At 48.0% G+C, this 20,103-nt stretch carries 13 protein-coding genes; 5 read left to right on the forward strand and 8 right to left on the reverse strand.

The genetic code is table 11. From position 1 onward, the window contains the following. Positions 1–3: 3 nt before the first annotated feature. From E5331_RS08415 to E5331_RS08435, 5 genes are all read right to left on the reverse strand, one after another. Positions 4–1,755, reverse strand: coding sequence for a hypothetical protein (locus E5331_RS08415; RefSeq protein ID WP_123482164.1), 1,752 nt, complete (start codon positions 1,753–1,755; stop codon positions 4–6). 43 nt (positions 1,756–1,798) lie between these two features. Then, a complete protein-coding gene (locus tag E5331_RS08420) occupies positions 1,799–2,875 on the reverse strand; it encodes a FimB/Mfa2 family fimbrial subunit (protein WP_123482163.1) in 1,077 nt (358 codons plus the stop codon). Between the two features lie 157 nt (positions 2,876–3,032). Next, the gene (locus tag E5331_RS08425) at positions 3,033–5,072 is read right to left on the reverse strand and encodes a fimbria major subunit (RefSeq protein WP_135986141.1); all 2,040 of its coding nucleotides are present in this window, start codon (positions 5,070–5,072) and stop codon (positions 3,033–3,035) included. A gap of 176 nt (positions 5,073–5,248) precedes the next feature. Further along, entirely contained in the window at positions 5,249–6,730 is a 1,482-nt protein-coding gene (locus tag E5331_RS08430; RefSeq protein WP_123482161.1) for a tetratricopeptide repeat protein, read from the reverse strand. A 76-nt stretch (positions 6,731–6,806) separates the two neighbouring features. Beyond that, entirely contained in the window at positions 6,807–7,412 is a 606-nt protein-coding gene (locus E5331_RS08435) for a DUF3575 domain-containing protein (RefSeq protein WP_123482160.1), read from the reverse strand. Between the two features lie 915 nt (positions 7,413–8,327). On the opposite strand from E5331_RS08435, the gene E5331_RS08440 reads away from it, so the two are divergent. Continuing rightward, positions 8,328–9,245 carry a DMT family transporter gene (locus E5331_RS08440; protein WP_135986143.1) on the forward strand — a complete coding sequence of 306 codons (918 nt, stop codon included), beginning with the start codon at positions 8,328–8,330 and terminating at the stop codon, positions 9,243–9,245. A gap of 66 nt (positions 9,246–9,311) precedes the next feature. Here E5331_RS08440 and E5331_RS08445 read toward each other — a convergent pair whose 3' ends face one another. The 3 genes from E5331_RS08445 to E5331_RS08455 form a co-directional block, all read right to left on the reverse strand. Then, on the reverse strand, positions 9,312–11,504 hold the full coding sequence (locus E5331_RS08445; protein ID WP_123482158.1) for a sodium-translocating pyrophosphatase: 2,193 nt from the start codon (positions 11,502–11,504) through the stop codon (positions 9,312–9,314). Between the two features lie 81 nt (positions 11,505–11,585). Continuing rightward, positions 11,586–12,947 (reverse strand): tetratricopeptide repeat protein, encoded by a 1,362-nt coding sequence (locus E5331_RS08450; protein ID WP_135986145.1) that lies wholly within the window; start codon positions 12,945–12,947, stop codon positions 11,586–11,588. 179 nt (positions 12,948–13,126) lie between these two features. Further along, entirely contained in the window at positions 13,127–14,995 is a 1,869-nt protein-coding gene (locus tag E5331_RS08455) for a RelA/SpoT family protein (RefSeq protein WP_123482156.1), read from the reverse strand. A gap of 589 nt (positions 14,996–15,584) precedes the next feature. On the opposite strand from E5331_RS08455, the gene trpB reads away from it, so the two are divergent. The 4 genes from trpB to trpD all read left to right on the forward strand — a co-directional run bounded on the left by trpB (position 15,585) and on the right by trpD (position 20,103). Next, positions 15,585–16,778, forward strand: coding sequence for a tryptophan synthase subunit beta (trpB, locus tag E5331_RS08460; RefSeq protein ID WP_123482155.1), 1,194 nt, complete (start codon positions 15,585–15,587; stop codon positions 16,776–16,778). Positions 16,779–16,915: 137 nt separating this feature from the next. Further along, positions 16,916–18,307, forward strand: coding sequence for an anthranilate synthase component I family protein (locus E5331_RS08465; RefSeq protein WP_123482154.1), 1,392 nt, complete (start codon positions 16,916–16,918; stop codon positions 18,305–18,307). 14 nt (positions 18,308–18,321) lie between these two features. After that, positions 18,322–18,885 carry an anthranilate synthase component II gene (locus tag E5331_RS08470; RefSeq protein ID WP_123482153.1) on the forward strand — a complete coding sequence of 188 codons (564 nt, stop codon included), beginning with the start codon at positions 18,322–18,324 and terminating at the stop codon, positions 18,883–18,885. A gap of 222 nt (positions 18,886–19,107) precedes the next feature. After that, positions 19,108–20,103 carry an anthranilate phosphoribosyltransferase gene (trpD, locus tag E5331_RS08475; protein ID WP_123482152.1) on the forward strand — a complete coding sequence of 332 codons (996 nt, stop codon included), beginning with the start codon at positions 19,108–19,110 and terminating at the stop codon, positions 20,101–20,103.

Here is a 20,103-nt window from a genome sequence, read left to right on the forward strand (position 1 = left end):
CATTTACTGCATGTTCTGAACAATAGTGTAATTCTTGTAGGATTTTCCGGCATCACATATCCGCGCCTCCATATATTTGCCATTAGCGAGCGACACCGTTACTACCAGACGCGCCTTGCTTGTATCACGGGGGGAAGGATCCGTCGAGACAATCCTTAATTTTGATAGGGTCTTTCCATCCACCGTGCCGGAAATGGTTGAAACAAGATTACCGGACTCGTCAACAAACTTAAACGCATCGGGAGTCCCCTCAATAACCGGAAGACTTGCCGTCCATGTCGCACCTATAGGCGTGGAGATTCCGAACGTACAGATAGCCTCAACTACATTATTGTCATGCCATGGCAACAAGACAAGCTCTCCGGTTTCGGTATTATCATTTTCATACGTCCCGGACTGCCAGCTTATCCGGTCGGATATATTCACATTTTCTGTGTAATCAAGTGTCAATGACTGCTGTACCCAATCAACGACCGAGAGAGTTATATCTGCAGGAACTCCTACTTTCACTCTATTCACACTCAATGTATATATATGATTCCTAAGAATATTATTCCCAAATTCAAATATATAATCATCCTTGTAGCCAGTCATCGGAATTCGATACACTTCCTGTTCCACGCTTCCATCTGAATTGCGTTTAGTATCAACAGCAATCACAAACTGAGGCATCCCTTCGTTAACATTTCCATTGACATGAGCAATCCGCTGTTCCGGTATATATCCGATTCTGACGGTTTTGTTCCCAACTTCGGGGATAGCCTTCCCTTCAATGACTCCAAGTTTATACCTATATACATTGTCAGTGCCTGGCACTATATCTGAAAAAATATTTGGAGTGTGCACCTGATTCCCGTTAATATAAGATAACGCATCATAAGGGAGCTGACGGGCATGACTCTGAGAACTTTCAATAACCACATTGTTAATCTTAGGGTAGCCGTCAGCATCCTTATCGGCATCCGGAATATTATCGATTACCCTTATCTTGGCGAGGGCACGCAGAAGGTCGATCTCTCCAAGATAGATTCTGTCGTCGGGACGACTCGCATACAACGCACGCTCTGTTGTAGTGAAATTGTTTGTACCGAACATTGGGATGTAGCCCTTATACAATCCGGACACCTGTGAATCACCTTCATTGTCATTATAGATCTCATCCATGTTGAAACCCCACTGTATGGCTTCATCCATCACCTCCTTATATGTGGTTACTCCTATGTTCAGCCCATCATAATTCGTGAAGCGTCCACCACCGACAGTGTTCTCATCATCCTTCGGAGAATAGCAGTTGGCAAAAATAAGGAACCTGAATTTCACTTCATCGTCACTCGTAGGACGTGCCGGATGCCCCAATACCGTTTCCAGATGTTGCTTCTCAATCTTTGTGGTGATGGTGTATGAACCCGGTGCACCGGTTATCATCGTGGTCGGATCTGTCGATGATGCGATATCCTTATTTTTCACAAGCAACGTTGCATCATCCCCTTCGCCTACGAATATAAAGAAAATAAAGTCATTTACGTTGACCGCATCTTCAAATTCCTCATATTCGCTGTCCACCTCCTCATGTCCTGCACCGTCGGCTCTACTGCCATCTGACATACGGGCGGTCGTATGCATCGTGAAACTAAGCGTGATATCATTCTCAGCAGGACAGGGGTCGGGATGATCGGTGACTGCCGAGCACGATGTTATAATCGGCAATGCAATCACCAATAATAATATGCTGAATATATATTTCAAAAACCTCATAAGGCAAACTTCATTGATAGATTATGTCGGTTGAAATAATATGTCACAACGGAAGATCCTGTGGAGGAACCACCGCCCAACTGTTGATGAATATACCTGCGGCAGACGCCCAGTTGCTGTTCTTGTCGATGAAAAATACGATCGAATAATCATCCTGTCGGTCGAGATATTCCTGATCGGATATATCGCCATAATGCCCCTTGACGAGAAGGAGATAATTGATGAGCGGTATTCTCACAATGTCGCGGTTATCCCAATTGCGATGTATCGTCAGGATTGCCTTATTCTCGTCATCTGCCATAAGGCGTCCTGTCGAGAGATCAAACAGCAGTGTCGCCACGGAAGAGATAGTGCCGTCGTCACGTGTCAGCAAGGAACGAGACCCATTTCCCGCGCCCGGCTCATCATCGGGTGTGGTGATTACTCCGTAGCGCACTTCCCACGGTTCGTAAGATATCACAGGCGACGGAAGCAGACTGTTGTCCCAGGCATATTCCCCATCATCGTATGTTATGCTGACGGAGAAATCACGGTTCTCAATCGGCGAGCCGTCAAGATGCTGAAGCATGACGCGGATATCCTTAGTGTCTTTCATAAGGCTGAACACAACCGTCTTCACCGTGGGGTTATTGGGGTCTACCTCATATTCAAAATCCGATACATAACCATGATATAGACCGGGAAGCCGTATGTCAGAAACGTTTCTGCCATCCTTCTCCACGGTGCGGAGCGTCACCTCCAATTCCTCCTTCGTAGTCGGCGTGTAGGTGGCGAGGTCAAAACCGTTGTTATCCTTTAGCCCACACCATGTCACAAAGTCATATTCACCCTCTGTCAGCGGTGTGTCAAGATAAAAACTGCTGGAGGCAAGCGTCTCACCGGAAGCCTCACCATTCCATGCGAGTCTGCCATCAGGAGTGAATGCCCAGACATTCACGGATTTCACCTCATGCCGGAAAGCATCAGCCCATTTGATATTGTAGTCATATTCAAACTTAATACGCAGTAATGCGGGGCATGGGTCGAGATCATCGGTCACCATGGTGCATCCCGTGGTCATCAGTCCTGCAAAAAGTAAAGCGGGGATGAGAGATTTGTTTTTTATGTTCACTATATGCATGGTGTTGTTATTTTTTCCATTAAGCCGAAGTTCCAATCAATCGGAACCCTTAGTGAACGGAGGGGGTATCACCCCCCTCCGTCCTGAATCAGGCCTCACGAAAGACCCGGGGGATTGCCGACATAGCCGGCAGAATATAAGTGTTTACACTACCTTATCAGAGATCTACGTTCTGCACAGGAACAACAGCCCATTTCAGGATGCGCACCTTGTAAGCCACATAGTAATCCTTAGTCTCAGCCGGCGGAACGATAGGATCATCCACACCTGCGATACCGGTTGCAAGACCAGTGATAGAGCTGATGTTAATGCTGTAAGAGTGGTTACGAACCATGCCGAAGTCACCTACGCGAACCTTACCCCAATCAATTGTAGTTGTATTGGGTTTGGTAGTCTCACCCTCAGTGATTTCCTTCTGAGTGTTTCCTGCACGATACCAGCCGTAATGCTTAACAGGGATATTGAAGTAAGCCATACCGGTATTATAGAAATTAGCAAAACCGACCTGCTGCATCAGCACACGGTTAGCGGCTGTAAGTGTAATCTGAGTTCCTGTAGGAGTAGCATCATCAGCCACAATCTCCTTGTAACCATTGCCATTTGCAATATAGATACCGGTTGTATTGTTAATGCCATTGAACTGAAGAGTCTGCTGACGAGCAGGAAGCTTAATTTCATCATAACCCTCAGTAGTAGTAGGATTTTTAAGAACAGCCTCAGTCGGACGATCAATTTTAAGCGCACCAACCATCATAGCTAAATCAGCAGCAACTGTTGGGTTAAGACGTACATATCTGTATTTCGGAGCTTCCTCTGTTCCATAATTAACTCGTTTATATAAGACTGTTACCTGATTAATGAAACGTTTCAACATACTTTCTCCACCGGCAACCTTGCTATCAGCAGTACCATCGTTAGCAGCAAAATAAACCAAAGGTTTACCATCACTACCTTTAAGATAAGTATAGAAATCAGGATTACCTTCAACTTCAGTACCATTTACAGAAAGTTTGTATTTACCTACGAGTATAACTGAAGGCATTGCAGCTGCCGGGTTCTTTGAGTCAAGTGCCTTCAAACCAACAGTTGTCTCCTTGAAATATTTAGCATCTGTATCAGTAGTTGGATAACCAACTTTACTATTTTCCTTAGTCAAATCATTGTAGGTATAATAAGTCTGCAACGAGTTGTCATTAACATCACCAGCCACCTCAGGATATGTAGCAGTGAAATAAGCCGGAGACATACCCCAATATGAACGATGATAATCAGCATTATTCCATACCCAAGAGTCTGCAGTGGATAACGTCCCATTAATTGCAGTATTAAGATCATTATAAGTGTAATCATCCGGGAGGATTATACCTTCTGCTGACTCCTTACGGAATGATTTAACCACGTATGTCTTCTTAGACTCTGCATTAAGAGCCCACTTTTCTGCTACAAATGAAAGAGAGACAGGCACCTCTTCTCCATTCAACATTGTATGTGTTTCGTATGCCTCCGCATCTTTGGATGTGAATTTAAGTTTGGAAGCATAACGCTCTACATAAACGTCGATTGCCTTATTCGTTGCTTCCAAAGCTTCCTTTTCGGTGTCAAACAATTGGTCTGTAGCCACAGGAACTGCAATCTGAGGTTTCGTACCATTTTCAGTGGAAGTATAGTAAACAGAGTTGCTCATTGGGAAGAGCTTATTATCACTGCCGGAAACGGCCATTTCACGAGTCACAGTCTCTATCTCGCTGAGGGGATTCTGCAATTCAGCAGGTGAAATCGGGTTGATGTAGCAGACCACTTGTGCCGGGTCAAGTTCACCCTTACGGATGCTCACAGGAACAACACTTTCATAGTATTTTTCAACTGTTGCGCCATCAACACCGGTCGTTGCTTTGTCAAGATTGATCTGAACAATGTCTCCTACCTGTTTGCCTGCAGCGTCATAGAAAACGAAATAGGCATTTTTAATCTCTGATTCAGCACCTACACCTGCTTCAAAGTCACCTTCTGCGTCAGGTGCTCCGTTGGTATCGCCGGCACGTGTACCGTTGAGGTCATCTCCGTGAATTGCCATTTTCACGTAGAGTGTCTGATCGGCTTCTGCCGGACGGTTGTCCGGTTCGTTCAATGCCTCCGATGAACAAGCCGTGAAGACGAGGCCTGTGGCCATCGCTCCGTAATAGAATCTTTTCTTCATAAGATTACAAATTAATTGTTATTGCTTTATGTTAATTATGTAAATTATTGATATATTATATATTATCTTTAAATTCACGATAAATGACCGTTTATTTCAAGTATGCAAAACCCATGGGGTCGCCGAATCGGGACTCCTAAAAGGTAGAATACAATGTAAAAAAGGCTATGAGAAAATCAGTTTCCGAGCATTTCAAGGTTCTTGGCAGCTTCCGACAACGCTCCGGCCTTCCGGAAGCAATCGCGGGCAGCATCCATATCTCCTCTCCACGTGGCAAGTATACCCCTCGCATTCCATGCCTCCTTCGAATCACCGGCTTTTTTCAGATACACCTCCGCCTCATCAAGATTGCCCATCTTCAATGCAGCAGACGCGGCATTAAGATTGGCAGCCTCATCCTCGGGATAATATTTGAGCATGATTTGAATCACATCGTTAAACTCTTCCGAACCTTCGGGATATAACTTCGAGACCCTGAACATCTGATTGAGTGACATCTTATCGGGATCGGTCGTTATCACCTCAGCCAATTGAGCATCGTCAAGGGGCTTCAGGCGTGTCTCTATCTCAAATCGGGTGGTTCGCAAAAGCGGGAACCATTCAGGCAAGATTATACTGCTGTATAATGACCGGAATTCCGGAGAGGTCCTTAATTCTTTCTCCTTGGCATCGTAATCCGATGGGCCGTATGCCGGACGGTCAATCAGCTTCAAAAGGGCATTCCTCTGCTCATTGGAAAGACGAGTGTCGATCTCCACAATATCACGGAACCCTTTCCAGTTTTCCGCGACTGCGGAATATTCCGCCTTATCATCCGTCAGATTATATCTTGAAGCCACGTATTCAGCCAACGAACGGGAACGCTCTGTGGATAGCTGCTCATTACCCACGTATGAACCATCGGGAGAAGCATATCCGCATATCTTTATCTTTGAAATCTCCATATTCTTGTTGCTCAATGCATTTGATATGGAATCATCAATAATCTTGAGTTCAAAACGGTTGTCGATCACCTGTCCGTTGGCACAGACGTAGGGGGCGGAATGAAGGTCGGAACGGTTCACCTCATATTGCACCTGAGCCTTCCCTTCATGAATCGTCACGGGGAGTGGCGCGATTGCCGGCACAAGATAAGAAGCCCTCATCTTCTCGGCGGGATTGAGCGACAGGAGCTCCTGCTTCTTTATCACAGAGCCATTGAAATGTCCGCACCCACATGAGTCAACTACCCATCTCACTGATGCAGACGGACTCCACATCCATTTCTCCATCGGCAAAGCTGCATTGTAGTTTATCTGCTGCGGTTTCCCATTATTACGTCTCACGGTAGTCTGCACACCGTTTTCGTAATTGGCGGGAACTTTCACCGCACCCCTTTCCCACAGGATCTGCATTGTGCGACCATTGACAAGAGTGGAAGGGAGTGTAGCCGAATTACCGTTGCCATCCTCCAATATCGGAGTGATATACACCTGACGGTTTGCTCCGACGCGAAGATCATCAAGCACTATGTCAGCACTGAATTTAAGATTGTCGTTCACGGGTAAGGCAAGCGCATTCTCAATCTCGATTTCGTTGGGTGTGACGCCAAATGCGATACCGGGGATGAGGATTCCGGATATCAGTATATATCGTTTTATGCAGTTTATATGTTTCATATTGGCTTATTTTTCGTAGTCCTGAAATGTCTTTTTACATGTTAAGAGCGAACTTAATCCATCCGTTATGTCATTTTCAGAAAACATACATTATGGAGAGTCCTAATTTAGTAAGACCCAAATAATTGGCATCTCCGGTAGATATTTTAGTGCCGCAGTCACCACAGGGATATTGATCATACCACAGATGAGCATAACCTACTCCGATTTCTCCTTCAATATTCCAATGCTTTGACAGCGGATACTGGTATCCATAAGTCAATCCGGCACCGGCAAAAATCCCTTGATAGCGTCCATCTCGCGCTGCATTCTTCAGATTCAGTCCACTAAAGAATACTCCGGGAACCGGCAAGCTCACATTTGAGACATTCAACTGTCCGCCCATGGCATGCACGCCGAAGAAATGACCATTCATAGTCGTACAAGTCCACCATCTGTATTCCGGCATCACCACCCAATGCTTGACAAACCTCTCGCCATGAGTATCGGTACTGAATTTCCAAGGATTCAAACCGTAGACTATATTCAAAGAGGATTTGGAGGATAAGCCAAACTCAAGACCAAGGTTAGGTGTCGTAGTGGCATCGTATAGTAGGTTGGTCTTGAGGGCTATCTGTTGAGCGGCTGCGCCGGGAGAGAGGAAGAGGGCGAGCAGCACGATGGATATTAATATTGATTTCATCGCTTAATATATTCTGATTGGTATATGATGGGTAAGTAAGATGTGATTATCTGGATATAAATGGAGTGATAATTGCGAACTTATACTTGAATTTCGGGAAAAGAAGGTGTTGTTTTTTCTGTTGGTAGAAAAATTCAGACTTCTATTGAAGAAAATCAGATATGAGCCTTTCAATATCATTATCATTGATGAGGGAGGAGTACGGAGATTTCAATTTCCGATGTAGCCCCCCTTGTCAATGGTCAGATTTTGATCAGACAATGCAAGTACAGGGAGTGACGCATGCGAATTGCGTTTATGTCGATGGTCAGTTAGTATAAATAAGTCAGTAAGCATAATGCGTGATAAGTCTGCATCCCTCTTAGTTCCCGATACGAGGGGTATTAAAAACATGAAAGCGTGGGAACCTGTCTTGTTGCCATCTCTTGGATTGGGGCCTTCGCATTGCCCTTGTAGGTAAGATGACAACAGTGAAGCCCACGCAAATTATGATAATATGCAGTCTGCAAGACTAAACGCTCGCGCGTTTAGCCTTACATGCACGGTAATCATATCCATGCGGCGTCTACTGCTTCTAATCCTGACCTACAGATGAAAGTTGCGAAGTTCCAATCCGTCAAGAATTAGCGTAAAGTAACGCTTTAGATAATTATGTAATTTACCACCCACCCCTCATGCCCACGACAGTGGGCTTCGGAATGTCGGTACGGCAAATTTAGTAAGAAATATTTATTCCATCCAAAAAAATCAATCAAAAAATTCCGTTATTTAACAAATTAACTTAAAATCAATCCGGTTTTAACAATTCCACTCCCCAAAATACTTCTTGACACCGCGTGTGCACAAAGAATCAACCCAAATATTATCTTTTCTTCTTTCTTTTTTGTAATTTTGCGCTTTGTATTTTTTTGAATCATGACTAAGCTGGATTGTGTCCGTCATACGGACAAGACTCCGTTGTGGAGGTATCATGTCGTGGCTCTGCTTACGGCTTGTGTGTGGTCTACTACTTTTGTGTCGACGAAAGTGCTTATCCTTGCCGGGCTGTCGCCGGAGAATATATTCTTCTATCGTTTCTTTATTGCATACGTGTTGATTCTGTTCATTGCCCGCGACCGTCTATTCGCGAAGTCGGCGAAGGATGAGTTGCTTCTGTTTTTTGCCGGGTTGACAGGCGGTTCGCTCTATTTCTTCACGGAGAATACCGCACTGCGTTTCACGTATGCCACGAATGTCTCTATCCTTATTTCCACTACCCCACTTCTGACAATCGCTCTGTCGGCACTCATCTATCGGCAGAAACTCAGCAAGAACATGATAGGCGGCTCACTCCTTGCCTTGGCGGGCGTGGTGCTTGTAGTGCTGAACGGCGACACCTCCTTCCATGTTGCTCCCGTCGGGGATATTCTCACCATCATTGCCGCATTATGCTGGGCGGTGTATAGCATCCTTATGAAAGTGCTTATCAAGAGAGGATATTCCACCCTGTTCATCACGCGGAAGGTCTTCTTCTATGGTCTGCTTACAATCGCCCTCTATATCCCGTTCTCCGGTCACGGATTGGATTTGCATCTTTTATATCGTCCAGAAGTATATGGCAATCTTCTGTTTCTCGGAGTGCTCGCCTCTTTTGTATGCTTTGCCGTATGGAACCGCGTAATTAAGGCAATCGGTCCGGACAAAGCCTCAAATTACATCTATTTCAACCCTATCGGCACGATAATCACGGCGGTGATCTTCCTCCACGAACCGCTGTCGGTCATGGCGATTATCGGAGCGGCAATAACGATCATCGGCGTGATCATCGCAGAGAAATCAGGATCAAAACAATAATGAATGGCGACAGACTATATGTCAGTCGCCATTCATCACTTAAGTTCCTTATTATCAATAAAAATTTCAGAAGAGTGACCATGCCACGGTCAGACCTGCCATCACGATTGCCACCATCGACATCAGTTTTATAAGGATGTTGAGCGACGGACCGGACGTATCCTTGAACGGGTCGCCTACCGTATCGCCTACCACCGTAGCCTTATGTACGTCGGAACCCTTGCCTCCGAAGTTACCCTCCTCCACGTATTTCTTCGCGTTGTCCCACGCACCTCCGGCATTCGCCATGAAGATTGCGAGCACAAAGCCTGCGGAGAGTCCGCCTGTCAGAAGTCCGATGACGCCCGGCACTCCGAAGATGACGCCTATCAATATGGGCACCACGATTGCAAGCACCGATGGGAATATCATCTCCTGCTGCGCACCCTTGGTGGATATACGCACGCAACGCGCATAATCCGGCTCTGCCTTACCTTCAAGAATACCCTTTATCTCGCGGAACTGCCTGCGCACCTCCTCCACCATGTGGGCGGCAGCACGTCCTACGGCATTCATCGTAAGTCCACAGAAAAGGAATGCCATCATCGAACCTATGAACATGCCCGAAAGCACTTTCGGATTCATAAGGTTGACATCGAAATACGTCATGAAATCCGTGAATGAAGCCTGATGCAGATCCACGGCACGGTCACCTATCTGTATGAACGTCTCACCCAGACGTGCCATACCTATACGTATCTCCTCTATATAAGAGGCAAGCAGCGCGAGTCCTGTCAATGCAGCCGAACCGATTGCGAAGCCCTTTCCGGTAGCAGCCGTGGTATTACCGAGCGAGTCGAGGGCATCGGTGCGGCGACGCACGTTCTCACCAAGACCCGACATCTCCGCATTGCCACCGGCATTGTCGGCAATCGGTCCGTAGGCATCAGTGGCAAGAGTTATTCCGAGCGTGGAGAGCATGCCGACGGCGGCTATGCCTATGCCGTAAAGCCCCATGCCGACGTTGGTGAAATCAAAGCCGGAAGCAAACCAATAGCTCAAGATGATGCCGACAACCACGGCAATCACCGGTATGGCGGTGGAGATCATGCCGAGACCTATTCCGGAGATAATCACTGTGGCGGGTCCAGTCGTGCCGCTCTCCGACAGACGCTGCGTAGGCTTATATGATTGGGAAGTATAGTATTCCGTGGCACGCCCGATGACGATGCCGACAATCAGACCTACCACCACTGCACATGAGATCCATGCCCAATTATCAATCCCAAGAGCCCAAAGGATAAGGAATGTAGCACCGACAATCAGTATCGAGCTGAGATTTGTGCCCAACGACAACGATCCGAGCAATTCGCGGATATTGGCGTTCTCCTTCGTCCGCACGCAGAAGATACCCACGATGGAAAGGAGTATACCGACAGCCGCTATCAGCATCGGAGCCATCACTGCCTTCAGCTGCATTACCTCGTCGCCGGTGTTCATGAAAGCAGCCGCACCGAGGGCAGCTGTAGCCAATATTGAGCCACAATAAGATTCATACAGGTCGGCACCCATGCCAGCCACGTCGCCCACATTATCACCTACGTTATCGGCAATCGTGGCGGGGTTGCGCGGGTCATCCTCCGGGATTCCGGCTTCCACCTTACCCACAAGGTCTGCACCCACGTCGGCAGCCTTCGTATATATGCCCCCACCCACACGGGCGAAAAGAGCCTGCGTCGATGCTCCCATACCGAAGGTGAGCATCGTGGTGGTAATGGCAGTAAGTTTCTGCGGACCGGTCACGTCCATGAAGCGGTCGAGGATGATATACCAGAATGATATGTCGAGGAGTCCGAGTCCGACAACGACAAGCCCCATTACGGCACCCGACCGGAACGCCACTCTCAATCCGCTATCGAGCGAACGCTGTGCGGCATTTGCCGTGCGTGCCGACGCATTAGTGGCTGTCTTCATTCCGAGGAAACCTGCCAGCCCGGAGAAGAAACCGCCCGTCAGGAACGCCACAGGCACCCATGCATTCTGGAGCTGGAAGCCATACGCCATGATTGCAAACACGATAGCGAGGATAATGAAGACTACCCCCACGATCTTATACTGCTGGCGCAGATACGACATTGCGCCTGTCCTAACGTGCGACGCGATGCGTGCCATACGCTCCGTGCCCTCACTCTCCTTCATCATGCCCACATAGAATATACGGGCAAACAGAAGAGCGACTATCGATGCCGCAGGCACAATCCAAAACAATAAATTGTCCATGGTATTTTAAATTTTAAGATTAATATGATAACGGCACATGCCGCTTATTTAATACTGTCGGCGGGTGGCATCCCGGCATACTTATCTGTGCGGGGCATCGCTCCGCACCTTGAGATCCACGGTGCCTGCCGGGATATCCTTACTGAGCAGGCTCTCCATATCATTACGCAATCTCTCGTTAGCCTCCTCAAGATCACGGTTTTTCTGCAACTGCTTGAAATGGCTGCGATAAAGCAGCATCAATGCTATCGCCAGGAGGAAAAGCGCAGCAAGCGACACGGTGATGATTTTCTGATTTGTACTCAGCTCAATATCCCTTTTCTGAAGCTCAAGTTCCGTCATGTCTGACTTGAGGTTGTTGACATCGTATCTTATAGCCAGCTCAGCCATTGTCTCCTCGGCTTTTTTAGAGAGTTTATTGTGGAGCAACTCATTATATTCCTTAAGGCTTGAGAGAAGAAGCTCCTTGTCGCCGACTGAATCAGACGCCTCCACCATCATGTTAAGGAAGAACTGGCGGATATTGTCGTCGTCCACGATTTCGAGGGCATGCTTTATATACGGTATTGCATCGGCATATTTCCGTTCGGCCATAAGGCGATATGCCGTGGTGCGGCGGTCCTCATAAAATGCCTTTCTGATGTCGATGTCGTTTTCGGCAAGGCGTGCGCATTCCGCATAAATATGCTTCACCTCCTTCAGGTCAAGGGCCTTATAATTGCGCAGCATCCTGCGATAGCATATATAGTAGTTGCGGTCGAGACTACGGTATTTTCTCCCTACAGATTTATAATGTCTCTCCAGATTCTTAATTATCTCGAGCAGCTTTCTGTCAGAGGCTATCGCTTTGTCGGGGAATCCGTTGTTGCTGTAGAAGTTGGCAGCAGTGGTGTAGAACAGGTTACGCAAGAACTTGCTCTCCTCCGGAAGATCCTCTATCATCTTCTCAAGACGTGCGAGATATTCGAGATACATACTCCCTTTACTGGTGTAGCGTATAAATATCACCATTCTGTAAAGGTCAAATATGTCCTGGTATATGTCGTTCTTAAAATTGAGGTCTTCCTTCGCATATTCCACCACTGCATGACGCCGCTGCTCTAACGGCATGTAATATGCATCGCATCCCACCTTTTCCACATTCACGAAAAGCTCCACACCGCGCTTCATGTTGCTTTCGGGCAGCTCCGAGACAATTGCGAGCAACTTGTCAAGCATCACGCTGTCGCGCGACTCCATCACGGCGATATGCGGCACGATATCACACACCACGTCATACTCCTTGTTTCTCTTTGCCACATCAAGCAACTTCCATGCCGCCTGGGTCTTGTTGTCATACTCCAGAAGATCAAAGATATCATACAGGATACGGATACTGTCTTTTGCCGACTTCGCTGATTTCAAGGTGTCGGCAAGACGACGCGACTCTTCTCTTCTGAACAAGTACGTGTAATTTTCATCGGCTGCCTGGCAACAAAAGATAGCAACCAGAGCAATTATTGTAAAATAAAAACGTCTCACTTCGTCAGGTATTTAATTTGGTTACGGGAACAATATATTTTTGCAAATATATTAAAATTTTCCGTATTTCTTAATATAATTATTAAAAAATTTTTCCTTAATCATTTCAATTTGCGCTTCACCTCATCCACGTCTCTTATCCCATATATATGACTTATTATTTTCTGAAGCTCCTCGTAGGAGTGCACTCCAAACGAAAGCTGACTCGTGACGATAGAGTCCTCACAAGTGGAATTATATGAGTCGATGTTCAGGTTAAGCTTATTGGATATGCAATCCACCACGTCCAGGAAGAGATGAAACCTGTCGACCGCCTTCACGGTGACTGTGACCGGATATAGCGTGTCGTCGGGCTCAAATTCCACACTCACTATGTCATCGCCAAACTGAGAGGCGAGCCTTATTGCTATCGGACAATCGCGTTTATGGATGGTAAGGGTCCCTTTCTTATCGCGGAATCCCACCACCTCCTCCCCGGGTATAGGCAGGCAGCATTCACAACGGTAGAATTTCGGGGCGGGTTGCGCCGCAAGATATGATTCGATAGCTTCCTTTGCCTTGTAGCTCACCACAATGTCGAGCCATTCCTTTTTAGGATGCACGTTGGGGTCGGTGAAGATCTCCACCACGTCTCCTCTCCGCAATGCAGATTTCATTGAGGAAAGGAATCCGTTTACACGCGCATATTTGGCATGGTTTCCAAGCTCGGTAGATATCTCGTAGGCGAAATCAAGCAATGATGATTTCTGAGGCAGCACCACTGCCTTCCCCTTGGGGGTGAACACCATTATGTCATCGTTGTAGAATGTAGACGTCACTTTCTCCATGAAGTCAATCCCCTCCGTATGACTTGATATCTCACGCAACACACCACGGAACTTATCCACCCAACGTCCGATATAATCCTGCGAACGTTCTGCCCGATACCCGAGTCTGGAATTGCGAACCATCCTCTCACTGGAGATATGCACCTCCTGCCAACGTCCGAAATCCGCCAGCAGTTTCACATGGAAACTCTGGTAGCCGTTCTCTTTCGGCGAATCTATATAGTTTGATATGCCACCCGGTTTCTCCTTGAATCGGTCGGTCAATATTGAATAGATATGCAACGCAGTCTCCTTATCGTCCATACCCTCCGCCGTCTTGAAGATGATATCCGTGAAATGCCTATATTTAAGATGGTTGAAATCATCCCCGAATTTTCTCATCTTCCGCCAGATGCTATAAGGCTCCCTATATTCCACGGCAACCTTCACCGACATACCCGCCTCAGCCAACGTTGACTCCAGCTGCACCCGGAAACGTTCGAGACGCTCATGCTGCTGATGCCTGTCATTCTCTATGAGATGCGAAATCTCCTCAAAATCATGCGGACAACGGAATCGGAAGCTAAGGTTTTCCAGTTCGGTCTTGACATGATAAAGCCCCAGACGGTTGGCGAGTGGAGCATAGAAATAATCCGTCTCTCCGGCTATCTTCATCTGCTTGTCGGGACCCATTGAAGAGAGCGTGCGCATATTGTGCAGACGATCGGCAAGCTTCACCATTATAGGACGTATGTCGTGCTGTATCGCGCTGAGAATCTGCTTGAAATTATCAACTTGCTTACTCATGTCGTAATTCTTCTTCTCCTTCTTGGTAAGGACGTTGACAAGGAATGCCACGTCATCGCCGAAGCGGGTTGAAATCTCCTCAATCGGATGCGGGGTGTCTTCCACCACGTCGTGGAGGAAAGCGGCAATTATGGAGTTTACGTCAAGATTAAGTTCTTCCGCAGCAATCGACGCCACGGCTATCGGATGCAGTATGTAGGGTTCTCCTGTCTTTCTTACTTGCGGGGCATGAGCCTCGCGTGCGAGTTCAAAAGCGTCACGCAGCCTGACTAAATCCTCGTCTGACGTGCGCGGAGCCATTACATCAAACACGTGCTGAGCGCGCTCATTGATAATGCTGTCATAATCCTTATCCATAGCCGATATATTTCAAGTGAAGCAATAATCCGCAAATATAACGATTCCGCCTCATATCTCCAACAAAAAAACGAATTTCCTTTCCTAACGATATTATATTGACAAATATTGCCATTGATGCAGTCTCTGTCAATTCTGTCTTTTCTGTCTTTTCTGTCAGTATTGACAGTATTGACAAATTGTCACTATTGTCAATATTGTCAGTATTGTCAGTATTGACGATAATGATAATGCTTTAATGCATAATTATGCATTAAAGCCTCAGCCCAAATAAAAAAATTTCAATCTTATCTGAACTTTTCACATCAAAAATTTGCTTTATTGTAAAAATGTCTATAATTTTGCGGCATAAATTTGAAAGCACTATATGATAAACAGTATAAACATACAGAATTGGTGGCGCATCGGTGATAATCTCCGATGGCAATGACCGTGTGTATGTATGATATGAATATCGGTTAAGAATAACCTTACAGCAGCCATCGGAAGACGTTTCCGGTGGCTGCCTGTTTTTAGACCCCTAACCCACTGAAAGGGTCCCCCCCTAAACAATAAACCATAAACAATAAACAATAAACCCCACTATATAATGAATACAGATCCATGCCTTCCAGTAGACGAAAACGGATACTATGGTAATTTCGGCGGCGCATATATCCCCGAAATACTCCATTCCAATGTGGAGAAACTGCATCAGGCTTTCTTGAAATATATTGATGATCCTGAATTTATTGCAGAATATGAAGAATTGCTCAGCGAATACGTAGGGCGACCCACTCCCCTCTATCATGCCAAGCGTCTTTCCGCGCATTATAACACCAACATATATCTGAAGCGCGAAGACCTCTGCCACACGGGTGCGCACAAGATCAACAATGCCATCGGCAGTGTGCTGCTTGCCAAAAGGATGGGAAAGAGCCGCATCATCGCGGAGACAGGTGCCGGGCAACATGGTGTGGCGGTAGCCACCGTATGCGCCCTCATGGGGCTGGAGTGCATCGTCTATATGGGTGCCACCGATGTGGCACGCCAGCAGCCCAACGTGGAACGCATGAAGATGCTCGGCGCGAAAGTAGTGCCAGTGGAATCAGGCAACAAGACCCTGAAGGATGCCACCAACGAGGCGATACGCGACTGGTGTTGCAACCCGTCCGACACGTTCTACGTGATCGGCAGCACCGTAGGTCCACACCCCTACCCGCAGATGGTGGCACGTTTCCAGTCGGTCATCAGCCGCGAGATACGGAAGCAACTGAAAAAGCAAACAGGCAGAGAATTACCCGACTATGTGATAGCATGCATCGGCGGCGGAAGCAACGCGGCAGGCGCGTTCTATCATTTTATCAAGGAGCCGTCGGTAAAACTGATTGCCGCTGAAGCAGCCGGATTAGGTGTAGACTCCGGAATGAGTGCCGCCACGATTCGTCTCGGCAAGGAGGGTATAATCCACGGGGCTCGCACTCTCGTGATGCAGACCGAAGACGGACAGATCACGGAGCCATATTCCATCTCTGCCGGTCTGGATTACCCGGGAGTTGGTCCGCTTCACGCCTACCTCGCCTCCACAGGTCGTTCGGAAGTAGCCGCTGTCACCGACAGCGAGGCACTCGATGCCGCTTTCCGCCTCACACGCACCGAAGGCATAATCCCCGCCCTGGAATCCTCTCATGCTCTTGCCGTGCTTGACCAACGCAAGTTCCGCCCCGACGACATCGTGGTCATCAACGTATCCGGACGCGGCGACAAAGACATGATGAGCTACGAGAAAGCACAGAAGAATTAACCACCCAATACTGCCACACACAGCCCCCAACCCCCTAAAAGGGGAGTGAAAGCATTGCCGCTCAGTTCTCTGGAGTCCCGTGCCCGAGCCCATGGGCGAGGGGTTCCGTATAAACCGAACCATAAACCTAAACTGCAATGACCCAGCATATAACCATCTTATCAGCCGACCTTGAAACCCCGGTCGGACTTTACCTGAAGGTCAGAGACCTCTACCCCTGCTCCGCGCTTCTTGAGAGCTCGGACTACCATACATCGCAAAACTCCATGTCGCTTATCGGCGTTGACCCCATAGGCTCTTTCACAGTGCTGAATGAGGAGATCATCTGTCGCTATCCCGACGGCACCGAGACCCGCACACCCGCAAAAGACGTGACTTCCGCCCTGCGTGACTACATACAGACGTTCAGCGACAGCGCAACGGAAGCAAAACTCTTTAACGGACTATTCGGATTCACGTCGTATGATGCCGTGCGCTACTTCGAGCCGTCAGTGCCCATACAGCCCAAGGAGGCTAAATTTGCCGACATCCCCGACATGCAGTATCTTCTATATCGCTTCGTGATACAGATGAATCATTTCCGCAATGAACTGACCATCATTGAGAATGTGCCGGAGGACGACAAACCCCACAGCGATGAACTGGTGTCGATTATCCGCAACAATAATATCGCCACCTACCCCTTCCGTGCCCTCAACGACCTCGAATCCACTGTCACGGATGAGGAGTTTGAGGAGATGGTGGCTAAAGGTATCGCCCACGCACGCCGTGGCGATGTATTCCAGATCGTACCCTCCCGCCGCTTCTCCCAAGGCTTCACCGGCGATGAATTCAACGTATATCGCGCATTGCGCTCCGTCAACCCCTCCCCCTACCTATTCTTCTTTGACTTCGGCAGCTTCAAGGTGTTCGGATCATCGCCCGAAACCCACCTTCGCGTTACGGCAGACCGCGAGGCGTATATCGACCCGATCGCCGGCACATTCCGACGCACCGGCGACGACAAGAAAGACCGAGAGCTTGCCGAACTTCTGTTGAAAGACCCTAAGGAGAATGCAGAGCATATCATGCTCGTGGATCTCGCCCGCAACGATCTGAGCCGCAGCGGTGGGAAGGTGAGCGTGGAGTATCTGAAACAGATACAATTCTATTCCCACGTGATCCACATGGTGAGCCGCGTTAAGGCACAGTTGCCGGAAGATGCCGATGTCTACCGTCTTTTCGGCGACACATTCCCTGCCGGCACCCTCAGCGGTGCGCCCAAGGTAAGGGCCATGCAGATCATCAATGAGTTAGAGCCTCACAGCCGCGTCACCTACGCCGGATGTATCGGTACGTTCGGATTCGACGGATCAATCAACCAGGCAATCACCATACGCAGCTTCCTGAGCAAAGACAACCGTCTTTATTCACAGGCGGGTGCCGGAGTGGTGGCGCGTTCCATACCACACAGCGAACTCTGCGAGACCAACAACAAGCTGGGCGCACTCGTCAAGGCGGTAGCCAAAGCTGAATCATTCAACGCATAATCCCCCGAAAAGATATGAAACTTCTTATACTCGACAACTACGACTCATTCACGTATAATATAGTGCATGCAGTGCGCGAACTCGGCATCACCCCCACAGTCGTGCGCAACGATAAGATCACACTGCCGGAAATTGATGAGTTTGACAAAATAATAATCTCCCCGGGACCGGGCATACCCTCCGAAGCCGGTATCCTGCCGGAGCTTCTGCGCGAATATGCAGGCAAGAAACCGATATTGGGCGTATGCCTCGGGCATCAGGCTATCGGAGAGAACTTCGGCGCGACCCTGGAGAATCTTGACGACGTTTATCACGGCGTGCAGACCATGACCCACGTTATTGCCGACGACTACATAGTGAAGGGTATGGGCAACGACTTCCCCGTAGGACGCTACCACTCATGGATAGTCAGCGAAAAGAATCTTCCGGAATCTCTCGTGGTCACATCGGTCGACGACGCCGGTAAGATAATGTCGTTAAGGCATAAGGATTTCGACATCCACGGAGTGCAGTTTCATCCGGAATCCCTCCTGACTCCGGGCGGCAATAAAATCATCAGCAATTTCTTAATGCACTGACCAGGATTTTGAAATGGTCAGTAACTGAAGTTTCGCAAGCTTCACTTCAGTGGTTTAAAGTTTATAGTTTAAGGTTTAAGATTTACGAAAATCCACGAATCTTTTCATTATACAAAATTTAATGATCATAAACCATAAACATTAAACCTTAAACCATTTAAGTGAAGCAAGTTGGAAAACTTGCGAAACTTAAATCAGGAATTTTCCAAAAAACATTAGGATATGAACAAGATATTATCTAACCTTTTTGAACATAAGAGCCTTACCCGCGAGGAGGCGCACGACATAATGCTCAACATTGCCGACGGCAAATACAACGACAATCAGCTATCGGCTTTCATGACCGTATTCCTCATGCGCAGCATCACTCCCGATGAACTTACAGGTTTCCGCGATGCAATCCTGCAACGCCGCGTGGCAGTGGATTTCGGCGACGCCGACACCATCGACATAGTGGGGACCGGCGGCGACGGTAAGAACACGTTCAACATCTCTACAGCATCATGCTTCGTAGTGGCAGGCACCGGGCGCAAGGTGGTGAAGCATGGCAACTATGGCGCAAGCTCCGTGTCGGGCGCGTCAAACGTGCTTGAAGAACATGGCGTGAAGTTCACCGCAGACCCCGACAAGCTGCATCGTTCGCTTGAAGAGTGTGGCGTAAGTTTCCTCCATGCCCCATTCTTCAGCCCGGCGTTGAAGAGCGTCGGTCCGGTACGTCGCTCACTGAAGATGCGCACATTCTTCAATATGCTCGGTCCGCTCGTCAACCCTACCCTGCCTAAGAATCAGCTTCTTGGCGTATATAATCTGAAACTCATGCGTCTTTACCGCTACATAGCGCAGAATGAGGGTATCAACTGCACGATAGTGCATTCTCTCGACGGATATGACGAGATCTCACTCACGTCCCCATTCAAGGTTGTCACCAACAGTTCCGAGAAGGTGATGGAGGCAAAGGATCTCGGTCTTGACACCGCCACACAGAAGGATCTTTATGGCGGCGACACCGTCAGGGAGGCGGCGGAAGTGTTTGACTCAGTGCTTTCCAACAAGGCATCCGATGCGAAAAAGAACTGCGTGATAGCGAACGCAGCCTTCGCGATCCACACGTTAAACCCGGAGTTGCCGATAGCATCGGCAGTGAGGGAGGCTCGCGAATCATTGGAGAGTGGCGCGGCTTTCGACAGTTTCCGTAAATTTGTAGAACTCAACAGCTGA

It is taken from the genome of Lepagella muris (assembly GCF_004793975.1).
Taxonomy (GTDB): Bacteria; Bacteroidota; Bacteroidia; order Bacteroidales; family Muribaculaceae; genus Lepagella; species Lepagella muris.

Bases quoted from the DNA above. Each gene is read 5' to 3' on its own strand.
- E5331_RS08435 (WP_123482160.1), bottom strand. From the start codon at position 7,412: ATGAAATCAATATTAATATCCATCGTGCTGCTCGCCCTCTTCCTCTCT.
- E5331_RS08415 (WP_123482164.1), bottom strand. From the start codon at position 1,755: ATGAGGTTTTTGAAATATATATTCAGCATATTATTATTGGTGATTGCA.
- trpB (WP_123482155.1), top strand. From the start codon at position 15,585: ATGAATACAGATCCATGCCTTCCAGTAGACGAAAACGGATACTATGGT.
- E5331_RS08470 (WP_123482153.1), top strand. From the start codon at position 18,322: ATGAAACTTCTTATACTCGACAACTACGACTCATTCACGTATAATATA.
- E5331_RS08425 (WP_135986141.1), bottom strand. From the start codon at position 5,072: ATGAAGAAAAGATTCTATTACGGAGCGATGGCCACAGGCCTCGTCTTC.
- E5331_RS08430 (WP_123482161.1), bottom strand. From the start codon at position 6,730: ATGAAACATATAAACTGCATAAAACGATATATACTGATATCCGGAATC.
- E5331_RS08465 (WP_123482154.1), top strand. From the start codon at position 16,916: ATGACCCAGCATATAACCATCTTATCAGCCGACCTTGAAACCCCGGTC.
- E5331_RS08440 (WP_135986143.1), top strand. From the start codon at position 8,328: ATGACTAAGCTGGATTGTGTCCGTCATACGGACAAGACTCCGTTGTGG.
- trpD (WP_123482152.1), top strand. From the start codon at position 19,108: ATGAACAAGATATTATCTAACCTTTTTGAACATAAGAGCCTTACCCGC.
- E5331_RS08445 (WP_123482158.1), bottom strand. From the start codon at position 11,504: ATGGACAATTTATTGTTTTGGATTGTGCCTGCGGCATCGATAGTCGCT.
- E5331_RS08420 (WP_123482163.1), bottom strand. From the start codon at position 2,875: ATGCATATAGTGAACATAAAAAACAAATCTCTCATCCCCGCTTTACTT.
- E5331_RS08455 (WP_123482156.1), bottom strand. From the start codon at position 14,995: ATGGATAAGGATTATGACAGCATTATCAATGAGCGCGCTCAGCACGTG.